Genomic DNA, 25,126 nt, shown 5'->3' with positions numbered 1-25,126 from the left:
TCCTACGGCCTGATCGCCGCCAGCCGGCAGGCCGACCTGCCGCTCTACCTCGGCTCCTACCCCATCACCCCGGCCTCCGACATCCTGCACGAGCTGTCCAAGCACAAGAACTTCGGCGTGCGCACCTTCCAGGCCGAGGACGAGATCGCCGGCATCGGCGCCGCCCTGGGCGCCGCCTTCGGCGGCTCGCTGGCCGTCACCACGACGAGTGGTCCGGGTGTGGCGCTCAAGAGCGAGACGATCGGGCTGGCGGTCTCGCTGGAGCTGCCGCTGCTGATCGTCGACATCCAGCGCGGCGGACCCTCCACCGGTCTGCCGACCAAGACCGAGCAGGCCGATCTGCTGCAGGCGATGTACGGCCGCAACGGCGAGGCCCCCGTCCCGGTCGTGGCCCCGAAGACGCCGGCGGACTGCTTCGACGCGGCCCTGGAGGCCGCCCGGATCGCCCTGACCTACCGCACCCCCGTCTTCCTGCTCTCCGACGGCTATCTCGCCAACGGCTCCGAGCCCTGGCGCATCCCGGACGTCGCCGAGCTCCCCGACCTGACGACCCCGTTCGCCACCGGCCCGAACCACACCCTCGCCGACGGCACCGAGGTCTTCTGGCCCTACCAGCGCGACCCGGAGACCCTGGCCCGGCCCTGGGCGGTGCCCGGCACCCCCGGCCTGGAGCACCGTATCGGCGGCATCGAGAAGCAGGACGGCACCGGCAACATCTCCTACGACCCGGCCAACCACGAGTTCATGGTCCGCACCCGCCAGGCCAAGATCGACGGCATCGCCGTGCCGGACCTGGAGGTCGACGACCCCGACGGCGCCACCACCCTGGTGCTGGGCTGGGGCTCCACCTACGGGCCGCTCACCGCCGCCGTGCGCCGCATCCGCCGCGAGGGCGGCCACATCGCCCAGACCCACCTGCGCCACCTCAACCCCTTCCCCAAGAACCTCGGCGAGATCCTGAAGCGGTACGAGAAGGTCGTCATCCCCGAGATGAACCTCGGCCAGCTCGCCACCCTCGTCCGGGCCAAGTACCTCGTCGACGCCCGCAGCCACACCCAGGTCAACGGCATGCCGTTCAAGGCCGAGCAGCTCGCCGCCGCCCTCAAGGAGGCCATCGATGCCTGAGCCCACCGAGACGCTCCTGCACCTGGTGCCCAAGGCCGAGGCCAAGCAGTCCATGAAGGACTTCAAGTCCGACCAGGAGGTCCGCTGGTGCCCGGGCTGCGGCGACTACGCGGTCCTGGCCGCCGTGCAGGGCTTCATGCCCGAACTCGGCCTGGCACGCGAGAACATCGTCTTCGTCTCCGGCATCGGCTGCTCCTCCCGCTTCCCGTACTACATGAACACCTACGGGATGCACTCCATCCACGGCCGCGCCCCCGCCATCGCGACGGGCCTGGCCACCTCGCGCCGCGACCTGTCCGTCTGGGTCGTCACCGGCGACGGCGACGCGCTGTCCATCGGCGGCAACCACCTCATCCACGCCCTGCGCCGCAACGTCAACCTGAAGATCCTGCTGTTCAACAACCGGATCTACGGCCTCACCAAGGGCCAGTACAGCCCCACCTCCGAACTCGGCAAGATCACCAAGTCGACGCCGATGGGCTCCCTCGACGCCCCCTTCAACCCGGTGTCGCTGGCGCTGGGCGCCGAGGCGAGCTTCGTGGCCCGCACCGTCGACTCCGACCGCAAGCACCTCACCGAGGTGCTGCGCCAGGCCTCCGAACACAACGGCACCGCCCTGGTGGAGATCTACCAGAACTGCAACATCTTCAACGACGGCGCCTTCGAGGCCCTCAAGGACAAGGACCAGGCCCAGGAAGCCGTCATCCGCCTCGAACACGGCCGGCCGATCCGCTTCGGCGCCGACAACGAGAAGGGCGTCGTCCGCGACCCGGCCACCGGTGACCTGACGGTCGTCACGGTCACCCCCGACAACGAGGGCTCGGTCCTGATCCACGACGCCCACGCGACCACCCCCACCACCGCGTTCGCGCTCTCCCGGCTGGCCGACCCGGACACGCTGCACCAGACGCCGATCGGGGTGTTCCGCTCGGTGGACCGCCCGGTCTACGACACGCTGATGGCCGACCAGCTGGAGACGGCCGTCGAGCGGTACGGCAAGGGCGACCTGGGCCGGCTCCTGACCGGCAACGACACCTGGACACGGGATGAGTGACACGCACCCCGACGACGTCGCCGGCCGGAACTTCCTGAGCGACAACACCTTCGGCGCGTCTCCGGAGGTCCTGGAAGCGGTCACGGCGGCCGCGGCGGGCCACGCCATGCCGTACGGCGCGGATCCCTTCACCGACTCCGTCCGTCGCCGGCTCGGGGAGGTCTTCGAGCGGGACGTGGACGTCTTCCTGGTGTCTTCCGGTACCGCTGCCAACGGCCTTGCCCTGTCGTCTCTTTCGCGCCCGTGGGGGAGCATCCTATGCCACCCCGACAGCCACATCGACAACGACGAATGCGGGGCCGCCGAGTTCTTCACGGGCGGCTCCAAGATCGTCGCCGTCCCCGGTGCCGGCGGCAGGATCGACCCCGATGCCCTGCAGCACGAGGTGCGGCGTCGTGCCGGTGACGTGCACAGCATGCGGCCCTCGGTGCTGAGCATCAGCCAGGGCACGGAGAGCGGCGGCGCCTACACGCTGGAGGAGATCCGCGTACTGAGCCTGCACGCCAAGTCCGCCGGCCTCGGGGTGCACATGGACGGGGCGCGGTTCGCCAATGCCCTGAGCCGTCTCGGGGCCAGTCCGGCCGAGATGAGCTGGAAGGCCGGGGTCGACGTGCTGTCGTTCGGCACCACGAAGAACGGGACGATGACCGCCGATGCGGTCATCTCCTTCCACCCCTCCGCCTCCGCCGAGCTCGCCGCCCGCGTCAAGCGCGCCGGGCAGCTTCCCGCGAAGGCCCGCTTCCACGCCGCACAGCTCGACGCCTACCTGTCCGACGGCCTGTGGCTGCGCAATGCCGGCCGGGCGAACGCCCTGGCGTCCCGGCTCTGGGACGGCCTGAAGGGGATGCCGGGCGTCGAGCTCGGCAGCGAGCCGGAGATGAACATGGTCTTCTGCGCGCTCGCCCAGCCGGTCGTCGAGGAGCTCCTCGCGGAGGGGTACGCCTTCTACCACGACCGCTGGGAGCCCGGGGTCGTGCGCTTCGTGACCTCGTTCTCGCACTCCACCGCCGATGTCGACCGGCTCCTGGCGTCGATCCGTCGGCGCTCGGCCGCCGCGCCGGCGGCCGAGCGCCGTCCGCGCCCGCGTGACAGGTCGCGGCACCACTGCGTACGGGACTGATGTCCCGTCGGGCCAGGGCGCTTCCGACCGAACCGCTCCGGCCCGGCCCGGCCCGGCAACCGACCACGCTGGTGGGGCGGTTGCCGGGCTCAGCCCTGGGTCACAACAGGTCGCCCGGCTGCACCTCGAGGGCGGCCTGGTAGACGACCGGCCGCGGAGTGACGTGCAGGTCGGGGTCGTCGACGATCCGCAGCGCCGACGCGCGGAACTCGGGGTTGGCGCGCGCCGCGTCCAGGGCCTTCCCCGACTCCCACTCGGCCACGTTGATGAAGCGCAGCTCCACGGCGTCGACCAGGGAGCGGTACATCCGGGCCTGGAGAAACCCCGGCTGTCGGGCCATGATCCGGGCGTTGTCCTTCCACCGGTGCAGGAACAGCTCGGACTCCTCCACCGGCACGGTGAAGGCGTTGATCAGGGTGACGGGCCCTTCGACGAGCGCGTCGGTCAGGGGGAATGGATTGCTCATGCTGAATCCTCGTTTCCGTTTCGCCGTTCGGTTTCTCTCGTCCCCTATGCAGGGAGGCAAGAATTCATCCGTCTCCGAGTTTGAATCCGACTCCGCGGACGGTGATGATCCAGCCACTTCCGCCGAGTTTGCCGCGCAAGCTGCTGACATGCGTGTCGATGGTGCGACGTGACCATGAATCCCCCCACACCTGCTGGAGGATCCGCTTGCGCGGAACGACGGCTCCCGGATGGGAGGCGAGGAGCCGCAGCAGGTCGAATTCCTTGCGGGTGGTCTCGATCCTGCGGCCGTCCACGCTGACCTCGCGGGAGTCCAGGTCTATCCGGAGCGGGCCGTGCAGGATCTCCCTGGCCGTGGGCCACTGGGCGGACCGCATGCGGCGCATGACGGCCTCCATGCGTGCCATCAGCTCCCGGAAGCCGTAGGGCTTGACCACATAGTCGTCCGCGCCGGCCTGGAGACCCAGCACACAGTCGAGTTCGGACTCGCGGGCGGTGACGACGATGATCGGGACGCTGCTCACCGCGCGGATGGCCCGGCAGACCTCCAGGCCGTCCAGGTCGGGAAGTTCGAGGTCCAGCAGGACCAGGTCGACATCGTCGTGCGCCTCCAGGGCGGTGCTGCCCTTGGCCGTACTGATCGCCTGATGGCCGTGCCGTCGCAGTCGGCACACTAAGGACTCCGCGCCGGCCGAATCGTCGTCCACGACAAGAATGCGCCAACAGTCGGACATTCCAGCCGTCCTTCGCGTCTGCTCCGGCACACTCGCCTCTATCATGCGAGGCTCTGAAAGTATGCCCAGCGAACCGTGATTCACATCTCCCCCGTCCGGTTGACCCACTTCATGACTCGAACCAGATATCGATAAAGAACCTACATGCATCGGTTCGAGATCCACGGACCCCCAGGATGAAGAAGTTGTTGCGGTTTCGTAAAAGCAGGGGCTTCCGGCGACATTCCCTGTCAGCAGCTTTGCCTCCCCTTGGGGGACTTTTCAAAGAATTGACACACCCCCCGGCAGTGCGGCCTGGCACTTTCAGAAGATCCATGCAGACCGGCCCGAGTGTCATATCCAGTACATGTGACCGACGTCGCATGTGACCGGCATCACCGCTCATTCGAAAAAGTTGAATTCCGTTGGACCGACCGCCCCGATCACGCCGACGGACCCGAGGGCGGACTCGTCGGCGGACCCGTCGGCGGACCCGTCGGCGGGGCGCCGCCCGCCGGTGCCGCCGCCCCGAGCCTCCTCGGGCCGCGCCGGACCACGTATGGTTTAAGTGGAAGGAGATTCCGCATGACTAGCTCCGCTTCAATGTCGCCGTCCAGGCCCGACGACGCTCCCCGGCCGCGCCGCGCGGATGCCGAGCGCAACCGTGCCAAGGTGCTGGCCGCCGCACGGGCGCTCTTCGCCGAGGGAGGGGACAGCGTCTCGATGGACGAGGTGGCCCACCGTGCCGGCGTCGGCATCGGCACGCTCTACCGCCACTTCCCCACGAAGGAAGCCATGATCGAGGCGGCCGCGCAGCAGCGGTTCGGCGAGATCGTGGAGTACTACCGCACCTCCTGCCGTGAAACGGCCCAGGACGCACCGCTCGAGGCGCTGCACCTGTTGCTGACGCACATCGGCGAGGTGGAGGCCCGGGACCGCGGGTTCGCCAGCGTCGTCGAGGGCACCCTCGGCTCCGAGGGGCCGCCGAGCGAGATGCGGGCCGACCTCGAGGCCGAGCTGATGGATCTCGTCGGGAAGGGCCAGGCGGCCGGCACCATGCGGCCGGACCTCGCGGGCGCCGACATCCTGGCGATCACCTGCGGCCTCACCGCGATCGTGCACCGCCGCACCGGCGACTGGCGTCGCTACATCGACATCGTGCTCGACGGACTGCGTTCGTCCTGACGCACGGCCGGACCCCGACAAGAGAAGCCTTGTCGGGGTCCGGTCTTTCCGTGTCCGCGTCCTTACCTGTCCGCGTCCTTACCTGTCCGCGTCTTTCCGTCGTGCGTCCGTCCGCCGGGCCGAGCGGGAAGTCCCGTCGCCGGCGCGCCGGTTACTTGCCCGCGGACCGCGTGTGGACCACGCGGTACGAGTTCCAGTCGCTGGAGGTCGCGAGGGAGTCGACGCGGGCCTGCGCCTTCTGCCGGGCGGCCGGCTGCTCGGCGGTCGGTACCGCCCGGAACGCGTCGTACGACTCCTTGTCGTTCCACTGCGAGTAGGCGACGACGAAGGCGCCCTCGACCCCGCGTGCCGCGAGGCCGCGCAGCACGCTGTGGGAGCGGTAGCCCTCCACGTCGACCAGCCACTCCTGGTCCTGGCCCAGGGCCTCGACCAGGTCGGCCTGGTTCTCGTCCGCCACCAGGAAGACCTCGATGACCGTGTAGTCGTCCCGGTCGGGCGAGATCTCCGTGACACCGCCCAGCGAGGGGTGCCGCTGGGCGAAGGCTATCTCGGTCTGCAGCAGCCGGATCGACGTGGTGATCTCGGAGAAGAGCGGCCACGTGCGGTGCTGGAACTCGTCGCCCGCGTAGCGCTTCTCCAGGTCCTCGCCGCTGCGCCACTGGATGAAGTTGGCGGTGCCGAACTTGTCCTGGCCGCTGTGCACGGTGCTGGAGATCCAGCCGGGGTAGGCCGCGGCGTCGACGATCTCCCGCATCGCTCCGAGCAGGCGCGTCTGCTTCTCGGCCGCGTCCGTGGAGAACAGGTTGAGGACGGTCAGGTGACGGTCTTCGGTGGCGATGTTGGGCATGGGATGCTCTTCCGTTTCAGGAGGGAACTGGCGGAAAGGGAGTCGGTTCTCAGGCGACCGGGCCGAACCAGCGGGCGAGGGCGTCGGTGAGCCCCTGCTCGCGGGAGCCCGCGGTGGAGACCCAGGCGACGTATCCGTCGGGGCGGACCAGGAAGCCGTCCAGCGGGATGTCGCAGTTGTGGCGGTCGGCGGTGACCGTGTCCACCCGGTCCGCCCAGCCCTCGCCGATACGACGCAGCTCGGGGTCGTCCGCGAGGTCGAACAGCACGCCGCGGCCGGGGTGCAGCAGCTCGAAGTTGGTGGTCTTCCTGTCCTTGAGCACCACCTCCTGGTTGTCCAGGCGCCGGCCGAGCAGCGGGTGGTCGCCGGGGCCGACCTCGTGGCGGATGTCCAGGCCGGTGACCATCCCGACGAGGTGGCGCTGGACGTCCTCGTACGCCGTCAGCTCGGTGAACACGTCGAGCAGCGGCTTGATCTCGTCTCCCCCGAGGTAGAGGAAGCGCTGGGCGAGGGTGTTGGCCAGGATGCGGGCGCCGACCGGGTGCCGCTCGCTGTGGTACGTGTCGAGCAGCCCCGCGGGGGCCTTGCCCTTGATGTCGAGGGCGAGCTTCCAGCCGAGGTTGACCGCGTCCTGGACGCCCGCGCTCATCCCCTGGGCGCCGATGGGCAGGTGGATGTGCGCCGCGTCGCCGGCCAGGAACACGCGCCCGCGCCGGTACTCGGCGGCCTGGCGGCTGGCGTCGGTGGTCGAGCTGACCCACAGGGGCTCGGCCTCGTGGATGTCCTCGCCGGTCAGCCGCTCGAAGGCCTCGACGACCTCGTCGAAGGCGAGCGGCTCCCGGCTCTCGCGCAGCGGTTCGGCGCGGTCGTAGTAGACGATGCGGTTGTGGTCCGGGCCGAGCGGCAGCACCATGACCATCCCGCCCGGCACCCGTTCGCCGCTGAAGCGCGGCCGCAGTCGGACGCCGGACACGTCGGCGAGGCGCAGTTCGATGGCCGCGTCGGTGCCGGGGAAGTCGATGCCGGCCAGCCGCCGGACGGTGCTGCGGCCGCCGTCGCAGCCCACCACGTAGCGGGCGCGCAGGCTGCCCGGCCCCTCGGCGGTGTCGAACGCCACGGTGACGCCCTGGTCGTCGCTGTCGAGTCCGGTGACCGTGTGGCCGCGGCGCACCTCGGCGCCCTGTTCCGCCGCCCACCCGGCCAGCATGGCCTCGGTGCGCGACTGGGGTATTCCGCGCGCTCCGTACGAACCTCCCTCGATCACGCGGTAGTCGAGGGGGACCCCGCCGAAATGACCGACGGGAATGACCTGAACATCGCCGAGTCGCGACAGCAGTCCGCGCTGGTCGAATTCCTCGATGGTGCGCGCCGAGAAGCCGAGGGCACGCGACTGCCGAATCGGCTCCGTGAGCCGTTCCAGAACAATCGACGACACCCCGTTGAGACCCAGTTCTCCTGCCAGCATGAGCCCCGTGGGGCCGCCGCCTACGATGATCACGTCCGCGTTGAAGTTTTCCATCTGCCCTCTTCCGGCTGGGGTTTCTCCAGTGTTGCCCGGGTCATCTCGTGGGGTAAAGAGACGCCGCTACAGAGATTTGACAGATACGTCAGATCAGCTACAGGCGGGGTTGGCCTGCGGCGGCGCGCTCGGCAAAACTCGAATATGACCACAAGCCATTTCAGTCGATCCGGCGCCCCTGAGGGGCCGTTCACCGCGGGAGCTGCCGATGCCGCCGAGGTCGGCACGCTCCTCGACCGCTATCTCATCGGTCTTGACCATGACAAGCTTGACGATGAATGGGCGCGCGGCCTGTTCACCGGGGACGCGTGCGTCGAATTCCCGATCAGTCGTCACGAGGGAATCGACGGTCTCGCCGATTACCACCGCACCGCCCTGGCGGCATTCGAGCGGACGCAGCATCTGAATTCGCCGGCCGTCGTCGTCCTCGACGGTGACGACCGGGCCTCGCTGCGGGCCAATCTCATCTCGACCCACGTCCATCTGTCGGCCGGCGGGCCGTCGGACGACGCTTCCCGTGCGCCCTTCGCGACCGGCACCTCGGTGGAGGGCGAGGCCCGCCGTACGCCTGGCGGCTGGCGGCTCTCCCGCTTGTCGTTCCACCTGATCTGGGCGACCGGCCGGCCGCCGGCGCCCGCCGGCTGACCAGGAGCGGCCCCCTGCGCGGTGGTGCCGGGAGACGGGGATTCCCGTACTCCCGGCGCCACCGCGCGCAGGCGGTGCGTTCAGCAGTTGAGCGACATCACCCGGTCGACCGCGATCTCCAGGACCACCCGGCCCGGCGGGTTGGGCGGCGCCTGGTAGTAGCGCTCGGCGTAGCGCCGTGCGCCCTCGGTCACGCGTACGGGATCGTCGGAGGCGACGGCGGTGCCTTCGAGGGTGACCCACTGGAAGCCCTCCATCTGACACAGCGCGGCGCGGCTGCCCGGCCGGGCGATCAGGTTCCGGGCCTTGCGGGAGGAGCCGACCGTCATGACACGGGCGAGGCCCGCCGCGGAGTCCCAGGTGAACCGGACGACCACCACGTGGGGGGTGCCGTCGGGCCGGAGGGTCGTCAGCGTCGCGAGGCCCGGCTCGGCCAGGAACGCCTCGACCGATCGCGTCAACTTCGGTGCCCTCGTACGTCCTTCGGACAGCGACATCGTGTCGTTCCTCTCTCTACGCGACGGGCAGGGTGTCGGGACGGTCGGACGGCCGCGCCCACGGCAGCAGCGCCACCGCGAGGAGCAGTGCCCCGACGCTGAAGAAGATGCCGACCAGGAACGCCTGGTGGAAGACCTCCGCGCGGCCGTACCGCAGCAGGACCGGGTCGCCGTGCGCGGCGGCCTTCAGCGGGGCGATCTTGCTGAACGCGATGGTCGCCGCGATGGCCACACCGAGCGCTCCGCCGGCCTCCTGGCTGGTGTTGATGAGTCCGGCGGCCAGGCCCGACTCCTCCTTCCCGACGCCGACGAACGCCGTGATCTGCAGCGTCACGAAGGACATGCCGAGCCCGAGTCCGACGATGAGGAAGGCGGGCAGCAGGTCGACGGCGTAGCTGCCGTAGGCGGGTGCGCGCCAGAGCAGGAACAGTCCCACGGAGGTGAGCGAGAGCCCGATCAGGAGCACCGGCTTCGCCGCGACCTTGGTGACCAGGTTGGAGGCGAGGCCGGCGCCGACGGACACGACGATGGCGAGGGGGACGTAGGCCAGGCCGGCGCGGGTCGGCGAGTAGCCGTAGACCTGCTGCATGAAGAGGCTGGCGAAGAAGAACAGGGTCACCGTGGTGCCGAAGAGCAGCACGGTGGCGACGTTCGCGGTCCGCAGGGCCCGCAGCCGGAAGATGCTGAGCGGGATCAGCGGCGAGGCGGCCCGCGACTCGATCACCAGGAAGGCCACGAACAGCACGACCACGCCGGCCAGGCTGCCGATGGTGCGGAAGGTGGTCCAGCCGACGTATACGGCCTCGCCGAGGGTGAAGATCAGCAGCAGCAGCGAGGCCGTGAGGGCGACGGCGCCGGCGGTGTCGAAGGTCTCCCGGCTCTTGCCCCGGCCCTCCCGCACGATCGTCGGAGCGATCGCCGCGGCCACGAGGCCGATCGGCACGTTGATGAAGAAGATCCAGCGCCAGCCCGGCCCCTGCGTGAGCAGGCCGCCCAGGATGACGCCGGCGACCGACGCCATGCCGGTCAGCGCGCCCCAGATGCCCAGCGCCTTGTTGCGCGCGGGGCCCTCGGCGAAGGTGTTGGTCAGGATGGACAGGGCGGCCGGGGCGATGAGCGCCGAGCCGAGGCCCTGCACGGCGCGCGCGCCGATCAGCATCGCGTCGTTCTGGGCCAGTCCGGCCACCAGCGACGTCAGGGCGAAGACGACGAGTCCGCTCTGGAGCATCCGGCGGCGGCCGAACCGGTCGGCCAACCGGCCGCCGAGCAGCAGGAATCCGCCGAGCACGGTGCCGTAGGCGGTGATGATGTACTCCAGGTTCACCTCGGGCATCTTGAGGCTGTCCTGGATGGACGGCAGGGCGACGTTCACGATCGACACGTCGAGGAACACCATGAACTGCGCGACGCCGATGAACGCCAGGATGATCCCGGGCTTGCGGCCCTCAGGGGTCTGCTTGGTGTCTAACGGTGCGCGCTGTTCGAGCGTGGAGTCTGAGGCAGACATGGGAGTAGCTCCTAAGGGTTAGGCGGAACCGGAATCCTCCTCCGGTTCCACACTACACGGATACCGCGCACCGGATGTCAACTCTGGATGTCTTTCCGACGACGTTTCCGCGGTCCGACGACGCCTCCGCGGTCCGACGGCGGCACGGCCCTCAGGCGCGGGCCCCGCCCCGCCCGGCCGCCCGCCACGAGCGCGGGCCCTCGAACATGGAGGCGCGTTCCGGTCGCCGCCACCCCGCCGCATCGCGCCGCCCCGCGGAGGGCGCGTCCGACGAGGCCTCCCTGGCGAGTCGGACGACGAGCGCCGCCGTGAGCGCGGCGAGCTCCTCGGGCCCGGGGTTGCCGCGGTCCACGCTGAGGAGCTGGGAAAGCCGGGAATCGGTCATCTCGATCACCTTCTACTGGGGCGGGTCGTCTACTGGGGCGGGTTGCCGTGCTTGCGGCGCGGCAGGTCGGCGTCCTTGGCGGACAGCATGGCGACCGCACGGCACAGCACCGAGCGGGTCTCGCGGGGGTCGATGACGTCGTCGACGAGCCCGCGCTCCGCCGCGTAGTACGGGTGCACCAGCTCGTCGCGGTACTCGTCGATCTTCTGCCGACGCATGGCCTCGGGGTCGTCGGCGGCGGCTATCTCGCGGCGGAACACCACGTTGGCCGCGCCCTCGGCCCCCATCACGGCGATCTCGTTGCCGGGCCAGGCCAGCGCGATGTCCGCGCCGATGGAACGGGAGTCCATCACGATGTACGCGCCGCCGTACGCCTTGCGCAGCACCACCGAGATCCGCGGCACCGTGGCGTTGCAGTACGCGTACAGCAGTTTCGCGCCACGCCGGATGATGCCGTCGTGCTCCTGGTCCACACCCGGCAGGAAGCCCGGCACGTCGACGAGCGTGATCAGCGGGATGTTGAAGGAGTCGCAGAACTGGACGAACCTCGCCCCCTTCTCGCTCGCCCGGATGTCCAGCACGCCCGCCAGCGAGGCCGGCTGGTTGGCGACGACGCCCACCACGTGGCCGTCGACCCGGGCCAGCGCGCACACGAGGTTCGGCGCCCAAGTGGCGTGCACCTCCATGTACTCGCCGTCGTCGACGACCTCCTCGATCACCCCGCGGACGTCGTAGGCACGGCCGCCGTCCGTCGGCACCAGATCGAGCAGCGCGTCGCCGGTGCGGTCCACCGGGTCGGCGCACACGGTGCGCGGCGGCATCTCCCGGTTGTTCTGCGGCAGCAGCGACAGCAAATAGCGGACCTCGGCGAGGCAGGTCTCCTCGTCGTCGTACGCGAAGTGCGCGACGCCCGAGGTCCCGGCGTGCACGTCCGCGCCACCGAGTCCGTCCTGGGTGATCTCCTCACCGGTCACGGCCTTGACGACGTCCGGGCCGGTGATGAACATCTGCGAGGTCTCGCGGACCATGAACACGAAGTCGGTCAACGCGGGCGAGTACGCGGCGCCGCCGGCGCACGGGCCGAGCATCACGCTGATCTGCGGGATGACGCCCGAGGCCTTGGTGTTGCGCTGGAAGATGCCGCCGTAGCCGGCGAGGGCGGAGACGCCCTCCTGGATGCGGGCGCCGGCGCCGTCGTTCAGGGAGACCAGCGGGGCACCGGCCGCGATGGCCATGTCCATGATCTTGTGGATCTTGGTGGCGTGGGCCTCGCCGAGGGCGCCGCCGAAGATCCGGAAGTCGTGCGCGTAGACGAAGACCGTGCGGCCCTCGACCGTGCCCCAGCCGGTGACGACACCGTCGGTGTACGGCTTCTTGGCCTCCAGGCCGAAACCGACCGCCCGGTGCCGGCGCAGCTGCTCGATCTCCGTGAAGCTGCCCTTGTCGAGGAGGAGTTCGATGCGCTCGCGCGCGGTCAGCTTGCCCTTCGCGTGCTGTCGCTCGGTGGCCTCGGGGTCCGGGCCCTGATGGGCCAGCTCCTTGAATGCGGCGAGTCGGTCCAGCCGGTCGAGGACCTCGTTCGCGGACTGTGGGGTCGCCATGGTGTTCCTCTTCTCTTCAGGTTCGACTGCCCGGGGTCCGCAGGGCGGTCGCCGCCGCGTACCCCGGATGCGTGGGCAGATCGCGCACGATCCAGCCCTCTGGTCCCTCGGGAGTCGCGCGCCGCCCCAGGTAGTCGGCGGCGGGCGGACGGGCCAGGCCGGTGCCGAGGCCCTTGAGGAATGCCTCCTTACGGGTCCACAACCGGCCGAACTCCACGAGGCGTTCGGCCGTGGGAAGTCCCGCCAGCTCCTCCCGCTCCGCCGGGTGCAGCGCCGGGAGGCAGGCCTCGACCCTCTCGGGCGACGGCAGGGCCTGGACGTCGACGCCCACGGGCCGTCCGGCCACGGCGATCGCGATCAGGCCGTGGCTGTGCGACAGCGAGAAGTGCAGCGGCACCGGGGCGTCGAGGAGCAGCGGCTTCCCGCGCGGGCCGCCGCTCCTGCCCAGGCGTATCCGGCCGGGCGGGATCCCGGTGTAGCGGGCGAGCAGCCGGCGCAGCGCGAGGTGCGCCGCCACGTACCGCTGCCGGTCGAGGGGTCGTACGAAGGAACCGGCCCGGTCCGCCTCGGTCTCGTCCAGCTCCGGAGGGAGCGGGGTCGGTGCCGGCTCGTCCGCGGCCGGGACGCGCAGGATCCACGTGTGCGGACCGTCGGCGGGGACGGCGAGGGACGACGCCTGCCGCCCGGCAGCCTGCAGCCCGTCGGCGGGGACGGCGAGGGACGCCTGCCGCCCGGCGGCGTGCCCGCCGTCGCCGGGGACTGCGAGCGGCGCAGGGTGCCCGCCGTCACCGGGGACTGCGGGGGACACCGGCTGCCCGGCACTGGAGCGCGGGCTCGTGGACACCGCCGGCCTGCTCATGGCCGCACCACGGGTTCGTCCGCCGGCAGGCGGCGCTCCTCGGGTCGGGCCTGTTCCGTACGGCGTACGTGCAGCAGCGCGAGGCCTCCGGCCGTCAGCGACACGAGCCCGCCCAGCCACAGTCCCGGCCGGGCCCCGAGCCGTTCGGCGACCTCCCCCACGACGAGGGAGCCGATCGGTGTGGAGCCCTGGAGGATCAGGGTGTAGAGCGCCATGACCCGGCCGCGGTACCGCGGATCGCTGCCGAGCTGGACCCGGTGGTTGGCCGCCTGGACGAAGTAGATCGCCGCGAAGCCGGTCAGGCACAGCAGGACGACGGCCGCCGCGGCCGTGGGGGCCGCGCCCGCGAGCGTCTCCAGGACTCCGAAGGCGAGTGCGGACCCGGCCACGAGAGCGCCGGACGGGCGGCCCCTCCGGGCGCTGGTGGCGAAGGCCGCGAGCAGCGACCCCGCGGCGAAGCCCGCCGTCAGGAGGCCGAAGGAGGCCGCGTCGGAGTGGAACACGGTCTTGGCCAGCAGGGGGAGCGTCAGCTGGAAGTTCATCCCGAACAGCCCGACGACCGCGACGAGCACGAGGACCGGAGCGAGGTCGCCGCGTTCCACGACGTGCCGCAGCCCGTCCACGACGCGGGGTCGGGCGTCCCGTTCCGCGCCGCGGTGCATCTCGGAGGGCCGCATCATGCGCAGTCCCGCCACCGTCGCCAGGTAGCTGACCGCGTTGAGCAGCATCACCCAGCCGGTGCCGAGGCCGGTGATGAGCAGTCCGGCGAGCGCCGGCCCGATGACGCGGGCGGCGTTGAAGTAGGCGGCGCTGAGCGCCGAGGCGTTGGGCAGCAGGTCGCCGCCGACCAGTTCGCTCACGAACGCCATCCGGGTCGGCACCTCGACCGCGTTGACCAGGCCGAGGCCGAGCGCGAACAGACAGACGTGCCAGAGGCGCACGGTGTCCGTGAGCACCAGCAGGGCCAGCGGCAGCGCCAGGGCGCCGGATGCCAGGTTGGCGACGGTCAGCAGCAGGCGCTTGTCGTGGCGGTCGGCGAGCCGGCCGCCGTACAGCGTCAGCAGCAGCGGTGCGAACTGCAGTGCGGTGACGGCGCCCAGGGTGGTCGCGGAGTTGTCCGTGAGGCTCAGGACCAGCCAGTCCTGGGCCACCACCATCATCCAGGTGCCCGTGGCGGACAGCACCTGTCCGGCGGCGAAGAGCCGGAAGTTGCGGACAGCCAGGGAGGGGAAGGGGCGCTTGAGTGGGCTGCTCATGAGTGCGCGGTCACTCGCGTCCGGTCCGGGATGCAGTCCTCCAGGAACGCCAGGGTCCGCAGGTGGTACGAGCGGGCCGCCCAGCCCAGGCTGATGTTGTGGCCGGCGGCGGGCTGCCGGTCCACCACCACGCGGGGGGCGGCGGTCAGCCGGGCCGTGAGGTCCGCCAGGTCCTGCTCGCCGTGCCGCCACCACGCCTCGTGCTCGGCGAAGGTCAGCCGCACCGGGATGCGGACGCGCGGGGCCAGTTCGGTGAACAGGCGTGGCCACTGCGCCAGTTCGCCCGCCTCCTGCCTCGGCATGGGGGCCACGACGCCGGCACTGGCGCGGAAGGTGTCGGGTGGGTACAGCGACAGCGGGCCCCAGTGGAACCGCCGTCGGGACGCCGCGCCGGAGGCCTCGGCGAGGTCCACGGCATAGCGGTGGCCGAGACCGGAGATGTCCAGGCCCAGGAGGTCGGGCGTGTCCGGGTCGGCCGCGATGGACAGGGCGAGCTTGCCGCCGAAGGAGTGGGCGAGCAGCAGGGTGCCGGCCCCGGTCGCGTACCGCGAGGTGAAGTCGGCGAGCGCCGCCCGTACCGCCGCGGACTGTTCGCCCAGGGTCTGTCCTTCGGGGAGTCGGGCCGCCGAGGACCCGTAGCCGGGGCGGTCGAGCGCGAGCACCGAGTAGCCGAGGCTCGCGCCCAGCGCGAGGAGGGACTGCTCGGGGTGCGCCTGTCCGTCGAAGTAGCCCGCGCTCATGCCGCCGCCGTGGAGGGCGAGCACGGTCGCGCGCGGCGCGGTGCCCTCCGGCTCGCTCAGCAGGGCGGACAGCGGGACGCCGGCCGCGTCCAGGGTGATGCGGCGCACTCCGCGGGAGACGGCCCGTGCCGGGGTCGGCGTGGACGGTGCGGCGCTCATGAGGCGGGTGCCCCGAACCATCGTCGCAGCGCGCGGGTCAGTCCGGCGAGGTCGTCCGGCCCGCCGGCCCAGGCGACGTACCCGTCGGGCCGCACCAGGACCGCGGACGCCCCGGACAGCGGATCCTCGCCGTCCACCGGCTTCGGCACCGCGGTCGTGATGCGCACCCGCGCCAGGTAGCAGACCGCCGCCCGGCGGATCTCGGGGTCGTCGGAGAGGTCGAGCAGCACGCCGCGCGCCGGGTGCAGCAGCTCGGTGGTGCGGGTCTCCCCCGCCGCGCCGATCAGCAGGCGGTCCCCGAGGCGGCGGCCGGTGAGCGGGTGGGCGTCGCCGGTGGCCTCGGCGATGTCGTAGCGGATGTCGAGGCCGCTGACCACTCCGGCCAGGTGCCGTTTGACGTCGTCGTACGCGATGAGTTCCGTGAACAGTTCGCGCAGCGGGTCCGCCTCCTCGCCGCCGAGGAACACCGTGCCCTGGGCGCGGGTGTTCATCAGGAGCCGGGCGCCCACCGGGTGCCGCTCGGCGTGGTAGCTGTCGAGGAGGCCCTCGGGCGCCCCGCCCCTCACCACGTCCGCCAGCTTCCAGCCGAGGTTCGCGGCGTCCTGCACGCCCGTGCTCAACCCCTGTCCGCCGGCCGGGAGGTGGATGTGCGCCGCGTCTCCGACGAGCAGCACCCTGCCGCGCCGGTACTCCGACGCCTGCCGGGTGGCGTCGGTGAAGGAGCTCACCCACTCCGCGTCGCCGTCGTGGATGTCCTCGCCGGTGATGTGCTGCCAGGCGTCCGCGATCTCGGCGAAGGTCAGCTCCTGGTCGCGCTCGCGCGCCGGGGTGCCGTCCGGGCAGACGATGACCCGGTCCACGCCCTCGCCCAGGGGGGCCGCCATCACCATGCCGTGCGGCAGCCGTTCGCCCAGGAACCGCGGACGCAGATCGCAGCCGACGACATCGGCGAGGAACATCGCCCGGGTCGCCGCGGTGCCCGGGAAGTCGAACCCGGCCGCCTTGCGTACGGCGCTCTGCCCGCCGTCGCAGCCCACCAGGTAGGCGGCGCGGAGCCGCTGGACGCCGTCCGGGGTCCGTACGGTGATCCCGACCTCGTCCCCGTCCAGGAACCCCTCGGCCAGCTCGACGAACTCCCAGCCCCGCCGGATGTCCGCGCCCAGCTCCGTCGCCCACTCCTCGAGGACCGCCTCGGTCTGCGACTGCGGGATGCCCCGGGCCCCGAAGTGGGCGCCGTCGAGGACGGTGTAGTCGAACTGCACCCCGCCGAAGTGGCCCATCGGGCTGGTCGCCGGGTCGCCGAAGCGCGGGAGGAGACCGCGCTGGTCGAACACCTCCATGGCGCGTGCGGTGAAGCCCAGGCCGCGGGACTGCCCGGTGGGCCGCTCCAGCCGCTCCGTGACGATGACGCGTGCCCCGCCGAGCCGCAGTTCTCCGGCGAGCATCAGACCGGCCGGCCCGGCACCGACGACGATGACGTCGGCGTCCAGGGTCCCGGCGCCGTCGGGCGAGTTGAGGGACATGGCCTTCCCTTCGGTTCGTTGAGATGGGGTGAGAGGGCAGGGCGTGCCCCGGAGGGCCGGACGGTGGAGGGCTCAGAGCGGCGGGCCGAACCAGCGCTCCAGGGCCTGGGGCAGGCCGTCGCTCCCGGGCCCCGCCCATGCGACGTGCCCGTCCGGCCGTACGAGGACGGCGTCGGCGCCTTCCTCGGCGCCGCCCGGTTCGGCGGGGGCAGCCACCGCGGTGACCCGGTCCGTCCACCCGTCGCCGCCGCGCGGCACGCCGTCCGTGGGGCGGCGCGGGTCGAGCAGCACCCCACGGCCCGCGCGCAGGGCCTGCGCGGCGGGGTGCGGGAGGGTGTACGGCAGCCGGGCTCCCAGCAGGGGGTGCGGGGGGCCGTCGACGGCGTACCGGACATCGAGGCCGCTGATCATTCCGGCGAGGTGTCCGCGTACCGCTTCGAGCTTGATCAGTTCCGTCCACACGGCCCGGAGGGGCTCCACTTCGGCTCCGCCGAGCAGCAGCAGTGCCTGCGCCTCGATGTTGGCCAGAACGCGCCGGCCCACGGCGTGCCGTTCCCGGTGGTAGCTGTCGAGGAGGGTCGCGGGAGCGGCCCCGCGCAGGTGCAGCGCCAGCTTCCAGCCCAGGTTGAAGGCGTCCTGGAGCCCGAGGTTGAGGGCCTGGCCGCCGATGGGCATCTGCCGGTGGGCCGCGTCACCGGCGTACAGGACGTTTCCGTCCCGGTAGCGGACGAGCTGGCGGTTGGCGTCGCCGAAGGAGTTCGCCCACAGCGGGGTGCCGGCGCTGATGTCCTCGCCGGTGACCCGCTTCCACACGTCGGCGATCTCGGTGAACTCCGGTGCCCCGGTACGCGCTCGGGCGGTGCTGCCGAACTCGTGCACCATCACCCGCGTCACGCCGTCGTCCCTGCGTGCCGCGATGGCCAGGCCCCCGGCCAGCCGTTCGAAGCGCCGGTTCGGGACCTCGATGCCGTCGACGTCGGCGCGCAGCAGTTCACGGCCGGCGTCCCGCCCCGGGAAGGCGGCGCCCGTGAGGCCGCGTACCGTACTGTCCTCGCCGTCGCAGGCGACCAGATACCGGCCGCGCAGGAGCAGGGGACCGTCGGGGCCGACCGCCTCGGCCTCGACGTGCTCCCCGTCCACCGCCGTGGACACCGTGCGCAGTTCATGGCCGCGCCGGATGTCCGCGCCGAGCGAGAGCGCCCGCTCCTGGAGCACCTCCTCGGTCCGGAACTGCGGCACCTTCCACTGGCCCGGGTAGGGGCCGGGCAGGGTGAGATCGAGCGGAATGCCGCCGAAGTGGCCGCGCGGCTCGCTCGGCGGGGTGCCGAACGCCGCGAGCAGTCCACGGCTGTCGAGGATCTCCATCGTGCGGGCGTGCAGGGTGGAGGCCCTCGACTCCGTGGTGGGGGCGTCGCGTCGTTCCAGGACGACCACCTCGGCGCCGCCCAGCCGCAGCTCACCGGCGAGCATGAGCCCGACGGGTCCGGCGCCGACGACGATGACCTGGGTGTCCAGGCGGTTCCGGGACACGGTCAGCCGCTCTGCTCGGCGTGGCTCTTGGCGTGGCCGAGGGTGGCCAGGCTGTTGGTGCTCAGCGCGGAGTGCACGTACGCGCGGGCGTCGGCGACGGTCGCCTCCGGGCCGAGGATCTTCGCGATGTTGGCGGTGTTGAGGGTGACCGTGTGCTGGGAGGAGGCGACCGTGCCCTCGGGGGTCTCCTCGAAGGTCCACAGACCGGTGTGCAGGGTCATCAGCGCGGGCAGCGTGACCTGCTTGTAGGCGATCCGGTGGTGGGGGAACGTCACCCGGTACGACTTGGTGGTGTGCACGCTGCCGTCCTTGGCCCGCGTGTCCATCTCCAGGGTCTGCAGCCCCGGGGAGTCCTCGGTGAGCCGGACGGTCGCCACGTGCGGCAGCCGCTCGGCCCACAGGTGCGCCTCGTCGATGAACGCGTACGCGCGCTTCGCGCTGCCCTGGACGAGCACGCTGTCGGTGAAGGAGAACGTCACGTCCTCGGCCGCATGGGCGAGTTCGAGGTTCTCCTTGAGCGCCGCCAGCTCGGAGCGGCTGTTGCGGTCGACGGCCTCGTCGATCCAGCGCAGTCCGTCCGGGTCGTCGTCGATCGCACGGTAGTCGTGCAGCAGCCGGATCCTGGAGTCCCGGTCGCCCAGCGGCTCGATGATCCAGGTGCCGCCCATCGCGGCGACCGGCGGCGTCGTGATCTCCTGCCGGAACGTGATGCGCAGGGCGTCCGGGTCCAGGGTGCGGCGCGACGTCCAGTTCTTGGCCTCGCCGCCCGCCGTCGCCCAGATGCGTATCCGTTCCTCGGTGCCGGCCTCGTTCTTCTCCACCTGGTCGACGTGGATCGTGGGAGGGAAGATGCGCGGCCAGTTGGTGACCTCGGCCAGCAGCCGGTAGGCGGCGGCGGCCGGGGCGTTGACGGTGATCTCGTGCTCGACCTCGCGAGTCGTCATGAGCACTTCTCCTTGGTCTGTGTCGCGGATCCGTGCCGGTCCGTGTCGGTCCGTGCAGCGGATCGCGGCGGTGGGGTCAGAAGTTGCCGAGGCCGCCGCAGACGTTGAGCGCCTGCGCGGTGATGGAGCCGGCGGTGTCGGAGGCGAGGTATCCGACGAGTCCGGCGACCTCCTCGGGGGTGGAGTAGCGGCCGAGCGGGATCTTCGACTGGAACTTCGCCAGGATCGTGTCCTCGTCGGTGTCGTACGCGGCGGCGTACCCCTGCCGCACGCGCTGCGCCATGGGCGTCTCGACGTAACCGGGGCAGACGGCGTTGACGGTGATGCCGGTGGGCGCCAGTTCGTTGCCCAGCGCCTTGGTGAAGCCGACCACGCCGTGCTTGGAGGCGGAGTACGGGGCGCCGAGCACGACGCCCTGCTTGCCCGCCGTGGAGGCGATGTTGATGATCCGGCCGCGGTCCTTGTGCCGCATGCCGCCGGTGTTCAGCACCTCCTTCGTCAGCCGGAAGACGCTGTTGAGGTTGGTGTCGATCACGTCGTCCCACAGCTCGTCCGCGATGTCCGCGGTCACCCCGCCGCCGGACCGGCCCGCGTTGTTGACCAGGACGTCGATCGTGCCGAACCGGTCGACGGCGGCCTGGACGAACGCCGTCACCGCGGCGGAATCGCGGACGTCGACGACGGAGCCGTCGACGTCGAGCCCTTCCTCCCGCAGCTCCTTGACCGTCGCCGTGACGTTCTCGGCGCTGCGCGCGCCGATGAAGACCCGGTGTCCCTGCTCGGCGAGGAGCCTGGCCGAGGCGAGGCCGATGCCGCTGGTGGCCCCGGTGATGAGCGCCACGCGTGCGGTGCTCTGCGCGTCCTGCGTCATGTCCGTTCCGTTCCCTTCCTTCACGACGATTCAGGTGGTTCAGGCGGCGCGGGCGGCAGCGAACTGCGCGTTGACGGCGTCGATGAGGGCACGCGGGGTGACGGCGTCGGTCAGCGCGTCGTCGTCGAGGGTGATGCCGTACTCGCGCTCGATGCGCCCGCCCGTCTCCAGGAGCGCCAGCGACTCGTAACCGAGGAGCTCGAACTCGGTGTCCAGGATGTCGCCGTCCAGGTCGACGCCTTCGTCCGCGCCCGCGGCCTCCAGGAGGATCCGCTTCAGGTCGTCGAGGGTGAAGAGTTCAGTGGCCATGGTGGTCCCTTTCAACGGTGTGGGGTAAAGGTCTGTCGATCAAGAAGAAGGTGCCGCGCGTACTAGCCGACGGCTCGGACGGCCATCGCGGAGTTGAACCCGCCATGGCCCCTGGCCAGCACCAGCGCGGCGCGGACCCGGGCGGAGCGGGGCTGGGAGACGACCAGGTCCAGGTCGTACTCCGGGGACGGATCGATGTGCGTGGTGGGCGGGATGACGCCGTCCTCCATCGCCAGGAACGCGGCGGCCAGGTCGAGCGGCGCGGCGCCCGAGTAGAGGCGTCCGGTCATGGTCTTGGGGGCGGTGACCGGGACGCCCCGGGGTCCGAAGACGGCGGTGATCGCCTCGGCCTCGGCCCGGTCGAGCTCGGGGTCGGCCGCCGCGTCGGCGAAGACCACGTCCACCTCGCCCGGTGCGAGGCCGGCGTCGGCGAGGGCCAGTTCGATGGCCTTGCGCAGGCCGGGCTCACGGCCGGTCCCGGGCTTGGGGTCGATGGTGGCGCCGTACCCGGCGATCTCGCCGTAGACCCGCGCGCCCCGCGCGCGTGCCGCCTCGGCGTCCTCCAGGATCAGGATCGCGCCGCCTTCGCCCGGCACGTACCCCCGCGCGTCGCGGTCGAAGGGGACGTACGCCCGGGTCGGCTCCTCGCTGGTGCTCAGCCTGCCGCTCGCGAGCTGGGCCACCCAGCCCCAGGGGCAGATCGAGGCGTCCACGGCGCCGGACACGACCAGGCTCGTGCCCTTGCGGATCTGCCGCCGGGCCTGCGCCACCGCGTCGATGCCCCCCGCCTGGTCGCTGACGACGACGCCGCTGGGGCCCTTCATGCCGTTGCGGATGGAGATCTGGCCGCTGTTGACGGCGTAGAACCAGGCGAAGGACTGGTACGCGGAGACGTACTGGCTGCCCTGGCTCCACAGCTTCTGCAGCTCGCCCTGGCCGAACTCGAAGCCCCCGGACGCACTGGCCGTGACCACGCCCATGTCGAACTCGGGGAGTTCTGCGGGGGTCACGCCGGCGTCGGCGAGCGCCCAGTCGGTGGCGGCGAGCGCGATCCGCGTCATCCGGTCGGTCTGCGGGATGAGACGGCTCGGCAGGTGTTCCGACGCCTCGAAGCCGGGGATCTCGCCCGCGAGTTTCGCGGGGTAGCCCGACGGGTCGAAGTGGGTGATGCGGCCGATGCCGCTCTTGCCGCTGCGGGTGGCCGCCCAGTAGTCCTGGGTGCCGAGGCCGTTCGGGGAGGCGATGCCGAGGCCGGTCACCACCACGGAGGCGGGCGCGGGCCCGGTCATACGAGGCTCCTCTCGGGACGTGTGAGCACCATGGCGCTCTGGAATCCGCCGAATCCGCTGCCGACGGTGAGGACCGCGTCCGTCAGCTGCTCGCGCGCGACGATCGGCACGTAGTCGAGGTCGCACTCCGGGTCGGGGGTGTGGAGGTTCGCCGTGGGCGGCACCACGTTGTGTTCCATCGCCAGGGCCGAGGCGGCGATCTCGATGGAGCCGATCGCGCCGAGCGAGTGCCCGACCATCGACTTGATCGAGCTCACCGGGGTGCGGTAGGCGTGCTCGCCCAGGCTCCGCTTGAAGGCGGCGGTCTCGTGGCGGTCGTTCTGCTTGGTGCCGGAGCCGTGCGCGTTGATGTAGTCGATCGCCTCCACGTTCAGCCGCGCCTCGTCGAGTGCGACCCGGATCGCCTCCGCCATCTCGGCACCGTCCGGGCGCAGGCCCGTCATGTGGTAGGCGTTGCTGCGCGTCGCGTAGCCGGCGATCTCCGCGTAGATGTGCGCGCCGCGCTTCTTCGCGCTCTCCAGCTCCTCCAGGACGAAGACGGCGGCGCCCTCACCCAGGACGAACCCGTTCCGGGTGCCGTCGAAGGGACGGGACGCGTGCTCCGCGTCGTCGTTGCGGGGGGTGGTGGCCTTGATCGCGTCGAAGCAGGCCATGGTGATCGGGGAGATCGGGGCGTCGGACGAGCCGGCGATCATGACGTCGGCCGATCCCTCGCGGATCAGCTCGACGGCGTAGCCCACCGAGTCGATGCCGGAGGTGCAGCCCGTGGACACCACGGTGCTGGGTCCCTCGGCGCCGACGGCCCAGGCGACCTCGGCCGCGAAGGAGCTGGGGACCATGTGGTTGTAGAGGTGCGGGGCCGCGTAGGCGTGGTCGACGAGATCGAGCCGGCCGCCGTCGCTGACGACCCGGTACTCCTCGTCGAGGCCCATGGTGGCGCCGACGGCGCTGCCCACGGTGACGCCGACGCGGTACGGGTCGAGGCGGTCCAGCTCGACGCCGCTGTCGGCGACCGCACCGCGCGCCGCGACCACGGCGAACTGGGCGGCCCGGTCGAGGCGCCGGACCTCCTGGGGGCCGAGCCCGTGCTCGTACGGATCGAAGTCGATCTCCGCGGCGACCCGGGAGCGGAACGGCGTCGGGTCGAAGAAGGTGATGCCGCGCGTCGCCGTGCGGCCCTCGCTCAGCAGGTTCCAGAAGTTCTTGGCTCCGATGCCTCCGGGAGCCAGCACTTCGATGCCGGTGACGACAACCCGTCGCCCGGTCATGCCGACACCTCCCAGTGGTAGAAGCGCTCGGCCATGGCGTCGGCGGGCGAACGCCAGGTCGCCGGGTCGTACGCCTCGATGAAGGGCTTCAGGTCGTTGCTGATGCCGACGAAGCGCGGGTCGGACTTGGCCTTTTCGATCAGCTCGCCGCCGTTGTCCTCGTCGAAGTCCTGGAGGTGGAAGTACAGGCCCCGGTACGAGAACAGCTGGCGACGCCGCGTTCCCATGAGGTGGGGCATCTCGGTCTCGTCGAACGCACCGAAGAGTCGGGCCACGTCGGACGCCGCGCCGGGTTGCAGGCGGGCGACGATGAGCGTGCTGTGCATGGGGTTCACTCCTCAACTGGTCTTACTGGCATGACGGGGGGAGAGCAGACGAAGGCAGGAGGAATCAGATGGAAGGGGAATCAGAAGGAAGGGGAATCGAAAGGAGGGGGCAATCGGAAGGAGGGGAGAATCGAGAGGAGGGGAGGATCGGAAGGAGGGGAGAATCGGAAGGAGCGCCGGTCAATCCCTGATCTCACAGATGACCGTGCCGGAGGTGATCGACGCACCGACCTGCGCGGAGAGCCCGCTGACGGTGCCGGAGCGGTGGGCGTTGAGGGGCTGTTCCATCTTCATCGCCTCCAGGACGACGATGAGATCGCCCTCCTTGACCTCCTGGCCGTCCTCGACGCCCACCTTGACGATGGTTCCCTGCATCGGCGAGACGAGGTGGCCGCCGGAAGCGGCGGGCGCCGACGTCCTGACCGGGCGGCGCCCGGGTCTGGACCCGACGGCCGCACCGCCGCGGGCCACCGCCGTGCCCAGCGACGACGGAGAGGGGACGGAGACCTCCAGACGCCTGCCTCCGACTTCGATGACCAGGGTCTCGCGGCCGGCCTCTCCGTCGGCCCCGGCCTCGCCGGGCGCCGCGAAGGCGGGGATGTCGTTGCTGAACCCGGTCTCGATCCAGCGCGTGTGGACGGCGAACGGACCTTCCTCGCCCTGAAGTTCGGGGGCGAAGGCAGGATCGGCGACCACCTTCCGGTGGAACGGGAGGGCGGTGGCCATTCCCTCCACGGTGAACTCGCCCAGGGCACGGGCGGCACGCTGCAGGGCCTGCTCGCGGGTGGCGCCGGTGATGACGAGCTTGGCGAGCAGGGAGTCCCAGGCCGGACCGACCACCGACCCGGTCTCGACGCCCGCGTCCAGGCGGACACCGGGGCCGGACGGCGGGGTGAAGAGGGTGACCGTGCCGGGGGCCGGAAGGAAGTTGCGGCCCGGGTCCTCGCCGTTGATGCGGAACTCGAAGGAGTGACCGCGGATCTCCGGGTCGCCGTAGCCGAGCTCCTCGCCGTCGGCGATCCGGAACATCTCGCGGACCAGGTCGAGGCCCGTGACCTCCTCGGTCACCGGGTGCTCGACCTGCAGACGCGTGTTGACCTCCAGGAAGGAGATCGTGCCGTCCGTGCCGACGAGGAACTCGACCGTGCCGGCGCCGACGTAGCCGGCCTCCTTCAGGATCGCCTTCGACGCCGCGTACAGCTGCTCGTTCTGCTCCTGGGTCAGGAACGGCGCCGGGGCCTCCTCGACCAGCTTCTGGTGGCGGCGCTGCAGCGAGCAGTCACGGGTCGACACGACGACCACGTTGCCGTGCTGGTCGGCGAGGCACTGGGTCTCCACGTGGCGCGGCTTGTCGAGGTAGCGCTCGACGAAGCACTCGCCCCGGCCGAA

At 71.2% G+C, this 25,126-nt stretch carries 24 protein-coding genes and 1 pseudogene; 5 read left to right on the top strand and 20 right to left on the bottom strand.

Features of this window, described 5'->3' with window-relative positions; translation table 11 throughout:
* The 3 genes and pseudogenes from CCN56_RS00465 to CCN56_RS00455 all read left to right on the top strand — a co-directional run.
* Positions 1-1,125, top strand: a pseudogene (locus tag CCN56_RS00465) (2-oxoglutarate ferredoxin oxidoreductase subunit alpha); the annotation flags it as partial.
* Positions 1,118-2,179: a 2-oxoacid:ferredoxin oxidoreductase subunit beta gene (locus CCN56_RS00460; protein WP_086822027.1), complete on the top strand. Its 1,062-nt coding sequence runs from the start codon at positions 1,118-1,120 to the stop codon at positions 2,177-2,179. The pseudogene CCN56_RS00465 and the gene CCN56_RS00460, both read left to right, overlap by 8 nt.
* The gene (locus tag CCN56_RS00455; RefSeq protein WP_086822024.1) at positions 2,172-3,299 is read left to right on the top strand and encodes a low specificity L-threonine aldolase; all 1,128 of its coding nucleotides are present in this window, start codon (positions 2,172-2,174) and stop codon (positions 3,297-3,299) included. The genes CCN56_RS00460 and CCN56_RS00455 overlap by 8 nt, the downstream gene beginning before the upstream one ends.
* A 100-nt stretch (positions 3,300-3,399) precedes the next feature.
* Here CCN56_RS00455 and CCN56_RS00450 read toward each other — a convergent pair whose 3' ends face one another.
* Positions 3,400-3,765, bottom strand: a complete 366-nt coding sequence (locus CCN56_RS00450; protein WP_086822022.1) for an antibiotic biosynthesis monooxygenase — start codon at positions 3,763-3,765, stop codon at positions 3,400-3,402.
* Positions 3,766-3,829: 64 nt separating this feature from the next.
* A complete protein-coding gene (locus tag CCN56_RS00445; protein WP_306300573.1) occupies positions 3,830-4,471 on the bottom strand; it encodes a response regulator transcription factor in 642 nt (213 codons plus the stop codon).
* 591 nt (positions 4,472-5,062) lie between these two features.
* On the opposite strand from CCN56_RS00445, the gene CCN56_RS43815 reads away from it, so the two are divergent.
* Positions 5,063-5,662, top strand: a complete 600-nt coding sequence (locus CCN56_RS43815) for a TetR/AcrR family transcriptional regulator (protein WP_078908536.1) — start codon at positions 5,063-5,065, stop codon at positions 5,660-5,662.
* Between the two features lie 151 nt (positions 5,663-5,813).
* Here CCN56_RS43815 and CCN56_RS00435 read toward each other — a convergent pair whose 3' ends face one another.
* Together CCN56_RS00435 and CCN56_RS00430 are read right to left on the bottom strand one after the other, a co-directional pair.
* Positions 5,814-6,509, bottom strand: a complete 696-nt coding sequence (locus CCN56_RS00435; RefSeq protein WP_086822016.1) for an antibiotic biosynthesis monooxygenase — start codon at positions 6,507-6,509, stop codon at positions 5,814-5,816.
* 49 nt (positions 6,510-6,558) lie between these two features.
* The gene (locus CCN56_RS00430) at positions 6,559-8,028 is read right to left on the bottom strand and encodes an FAD-dependent monooxygenase (protein WP_086822014.1); all 1,470 of its coding nucleotides are present in this window, start codon (positions 8,026-8,028) and stop codon (positions 6,559-6,561) included.
* Positions 8,029-8,172: 144 nt separating this feature from the next.
* On the opposite strand from CCN56_RS00430, the gene CCN56_RS00425 reads away from it, so the two are divergent.
* Positions 8,173-8,673, top strand: coding sequence for a nuclear transport factor 2 family protein (locus CCN56_RS00425; protein ID WP_086822012.1), 501 nt, complete (start codon positions 8,173-8,175; stop codon positions 8,671-8,673).
* An 80-nt stretch (positions 8,674-8,753) separates the two neighbouring features.
* On the opposite strand, the gene CCN56_RS00420 is transcribed toward CCN56_RS00425, so the two are convergent.
* The 16 genes from CCN56_RS00420 to CCN56_RS00345 all read right to left on the bottom strand — a co-directional run.
* Complete coding sequence (locus CCN56_RS00420; protein ID WP_086822009.1) at positions 8,754-9,170, bottom strand: TIGR03618 family F420-dependent PPOX class oxidoreductase; 417 nt, start codon at positions 9,168-9,170, stop codon at positions 8,754-8,756.
* A gap of 16 nt (positions 9,171-9,186) precedes the next feature.
* Entirely contained in the window at positions 9,187-10,677 is a 1,491-nt protein-coding gene (locus CCN56_RS00415) for an MFS transporter (protein ID WP_086822006.1), read from the bottom strand.
* Between the two features lie 151 nt (positions 10,678-10,828).
* Positions 10,829-11,062 (bottom strand): acyl-CoA carboxylase subunit epsilon, encoded by a 234-nt coding sequence (locus CCN56_RS00410; RefSeq protein ID WP_086822003.1) that lies wholly within the window; start codon positions 11,060-11,062, stop codon positions 10,829-10,831.
* Between the two features lie 29 nt (positions 11,063-11,091).
* Positions 11,092-12,663 (bottom strand): acyl-CoA carboxylase subunit beta, encoded by a 1,572-nt coding sequence (locus tag CCN56_RS00405; RefSeq protein WP_086822000.1) that lies wholly within the window; start codon positions 12,661-12,663, stop codon positions 11,092-11,094.
* A gap of 16 nt (positions 12,664-12,679) precedes the next feature.
* Positions 12,680-13,522 carry a 4'-phosphopantetheinyl transferase superfamily protein gene (locus CCN56_RS00400; protein ID WP_218779379.1) on the bottom strand — a complete coding sequence of 281 codons (843 nt, stop codon included), beginning with the start codon at positions 13,520-13,522 and terminating at the stop codon, positions 12,680-12,682.
* The gene (locus CCN56_RS00395; RefSeq protein ID WP_086821997.1) at positions 13,519-14,778 is read right to left on the bottom strand and encodes an MFS transporter; all 1,260 of its coding nucleotides are present in this window, start codon (positions 14,776-14,778) and stop codon (positions 13,519-13,521) included. Before CCN56_RS00395 ends, CCN56_RS00400 begins: the two co-directional genes overlap by 4 nt.
* Positions 14,775-15,677 (bottom strand): alpha/beta fold hydrolase, encoded by a 903-nt coding sequence (locus CCN56_RS00390; RefSeq protein WP_086822029.1) that lies wholly within the window; start codon positions 15,675-15,677, stop codon positions 14,775-14,777. The genes CCN56_RS00395 and CCN56_RS00390 overlap by 4 nt, the downstream gene beginning before the upstream one ends.
* Positions 15,674-17,200: an FAD-dependent monooxygenase gene (locus tag CCN56_RS00385; protein ID WP_086821994.1), complete on the bottom strand. Its 1,527-nt coding sequence runs from the start codon at positions 17,198-17,200 to the stop codon at positions 15,674-15,676. Before CCN56_RS00385 ends, CCN56_RS00390 begins: the two co-directional genes overlap by 4 nt.
* Before the next feature lie 72 nt (positions 17,201-17,272).
* Entirely contained in the window at positions 17,273-18,730 is a 1,458-nt protein-coding gene (locus CCN56_RS00380) for an FAD-dependent monooxygenase (RefSeq protein WP_086821992.1), read from the bottom strand.
* Positions 18,731-18,732: 2 nt separating this feature from the next.
* Positions 18,733-19,674 (bottom strand): aromatase/cyclase, encoded by a 942-nt coding sequence (locus CCN56_RS00375; protein WP_086821989.1) that lies wholly within the window; start codon positions 19,672-19,674, stop codon positions 18,733-18,735.
* Positions 19,675-19,750: 76 nt separating this feature from the next.
* A complete protein-coding gene (gene fabG, locus CCN56_RS00370) occupies positions 19,751-20,545 on the bottom strand; it encodes a 3-oxoacyl-ACP reductase FabG (protein ID WP_086821985.1) in 795 nt (264 codons plus the stop codon).
* Positions 20,546-20,584: 39 nt separating this feature from the next.
* On the bottom strand, positions 20,585-20,854 hold the full coding sequence (locus CCN56_RS00365; RefSeq protein WP_041131689.1) for an acyl carrier protein: 270 nt from the start codon (positions 20,852-20,854) through the stop codon (positions 20,585-20,587).
* A gap of 62 nt (positions 20,855-20,916) precedes the next feature.
* Positions 20,917-22,143, bottom strand: a complete 1,227-nt coding sequence (locus CCN56_RS00360; protein WP_086821982.1) for a ketosynthase chain-length factor — start codon at positions 22,141-22,143, stop codon at positions 20,917-20,919.
* Positions 22,140-23,411 carry a beta-ketoacyl synthase gene (locus tag CCN56_RS00355; protein WP_041131687.1) on the bottom strand — a complete coding sequence of 424 codons (1,272 nt, stop codon included), beginning with the start codon at positions 23,409-23,411 and terminating at the stop codon, positions 22,140-22,142. The genes CCN56_RS00360 and CCN56_RS00355 overlap by 4 nt, the downstream gene beginning before the upstream one ends.
* Complete coding sequence (locus tag CCN56_RS00350) at positions 23,408-23,737, bottom strand: TcmI family type II polyketide cyclase (protein WP_086821979.1); 330 nt, start codon at positions 23,735-23,737, stop codon at positions 23,408-23,410. Before CCN56_RS00350 ends, CCN56_RS00355 begins: the two co-directional genes overlap by 4 nt.
* A gap of 180 nt (positions 23,738-23,917) precedes the next feature.
* Positions 23,918-25,126: biotin/lipoyl-containing protein (locus CCN56_RS00345; protein ID WP_086821976.1), on the bottom strand; the 1,209-nt coding region annotated here is incomplete at its 5' end.

It is taken from the genome of Streptomyces sp. NRRL B-24572 (assembly GCF_002156145.1).
GTDB lineage: Bacteria > Actinomycetota > Actinomycetes > Streptomycetales > Streptomycetaceae > Streptomyces > Streptomyces vietnamensis.
The sequence above is the reverse complement of the archived record's forward strand: the minus strand, read 5'-3'. Positions and strand labels throughout refer to the sequence as shown.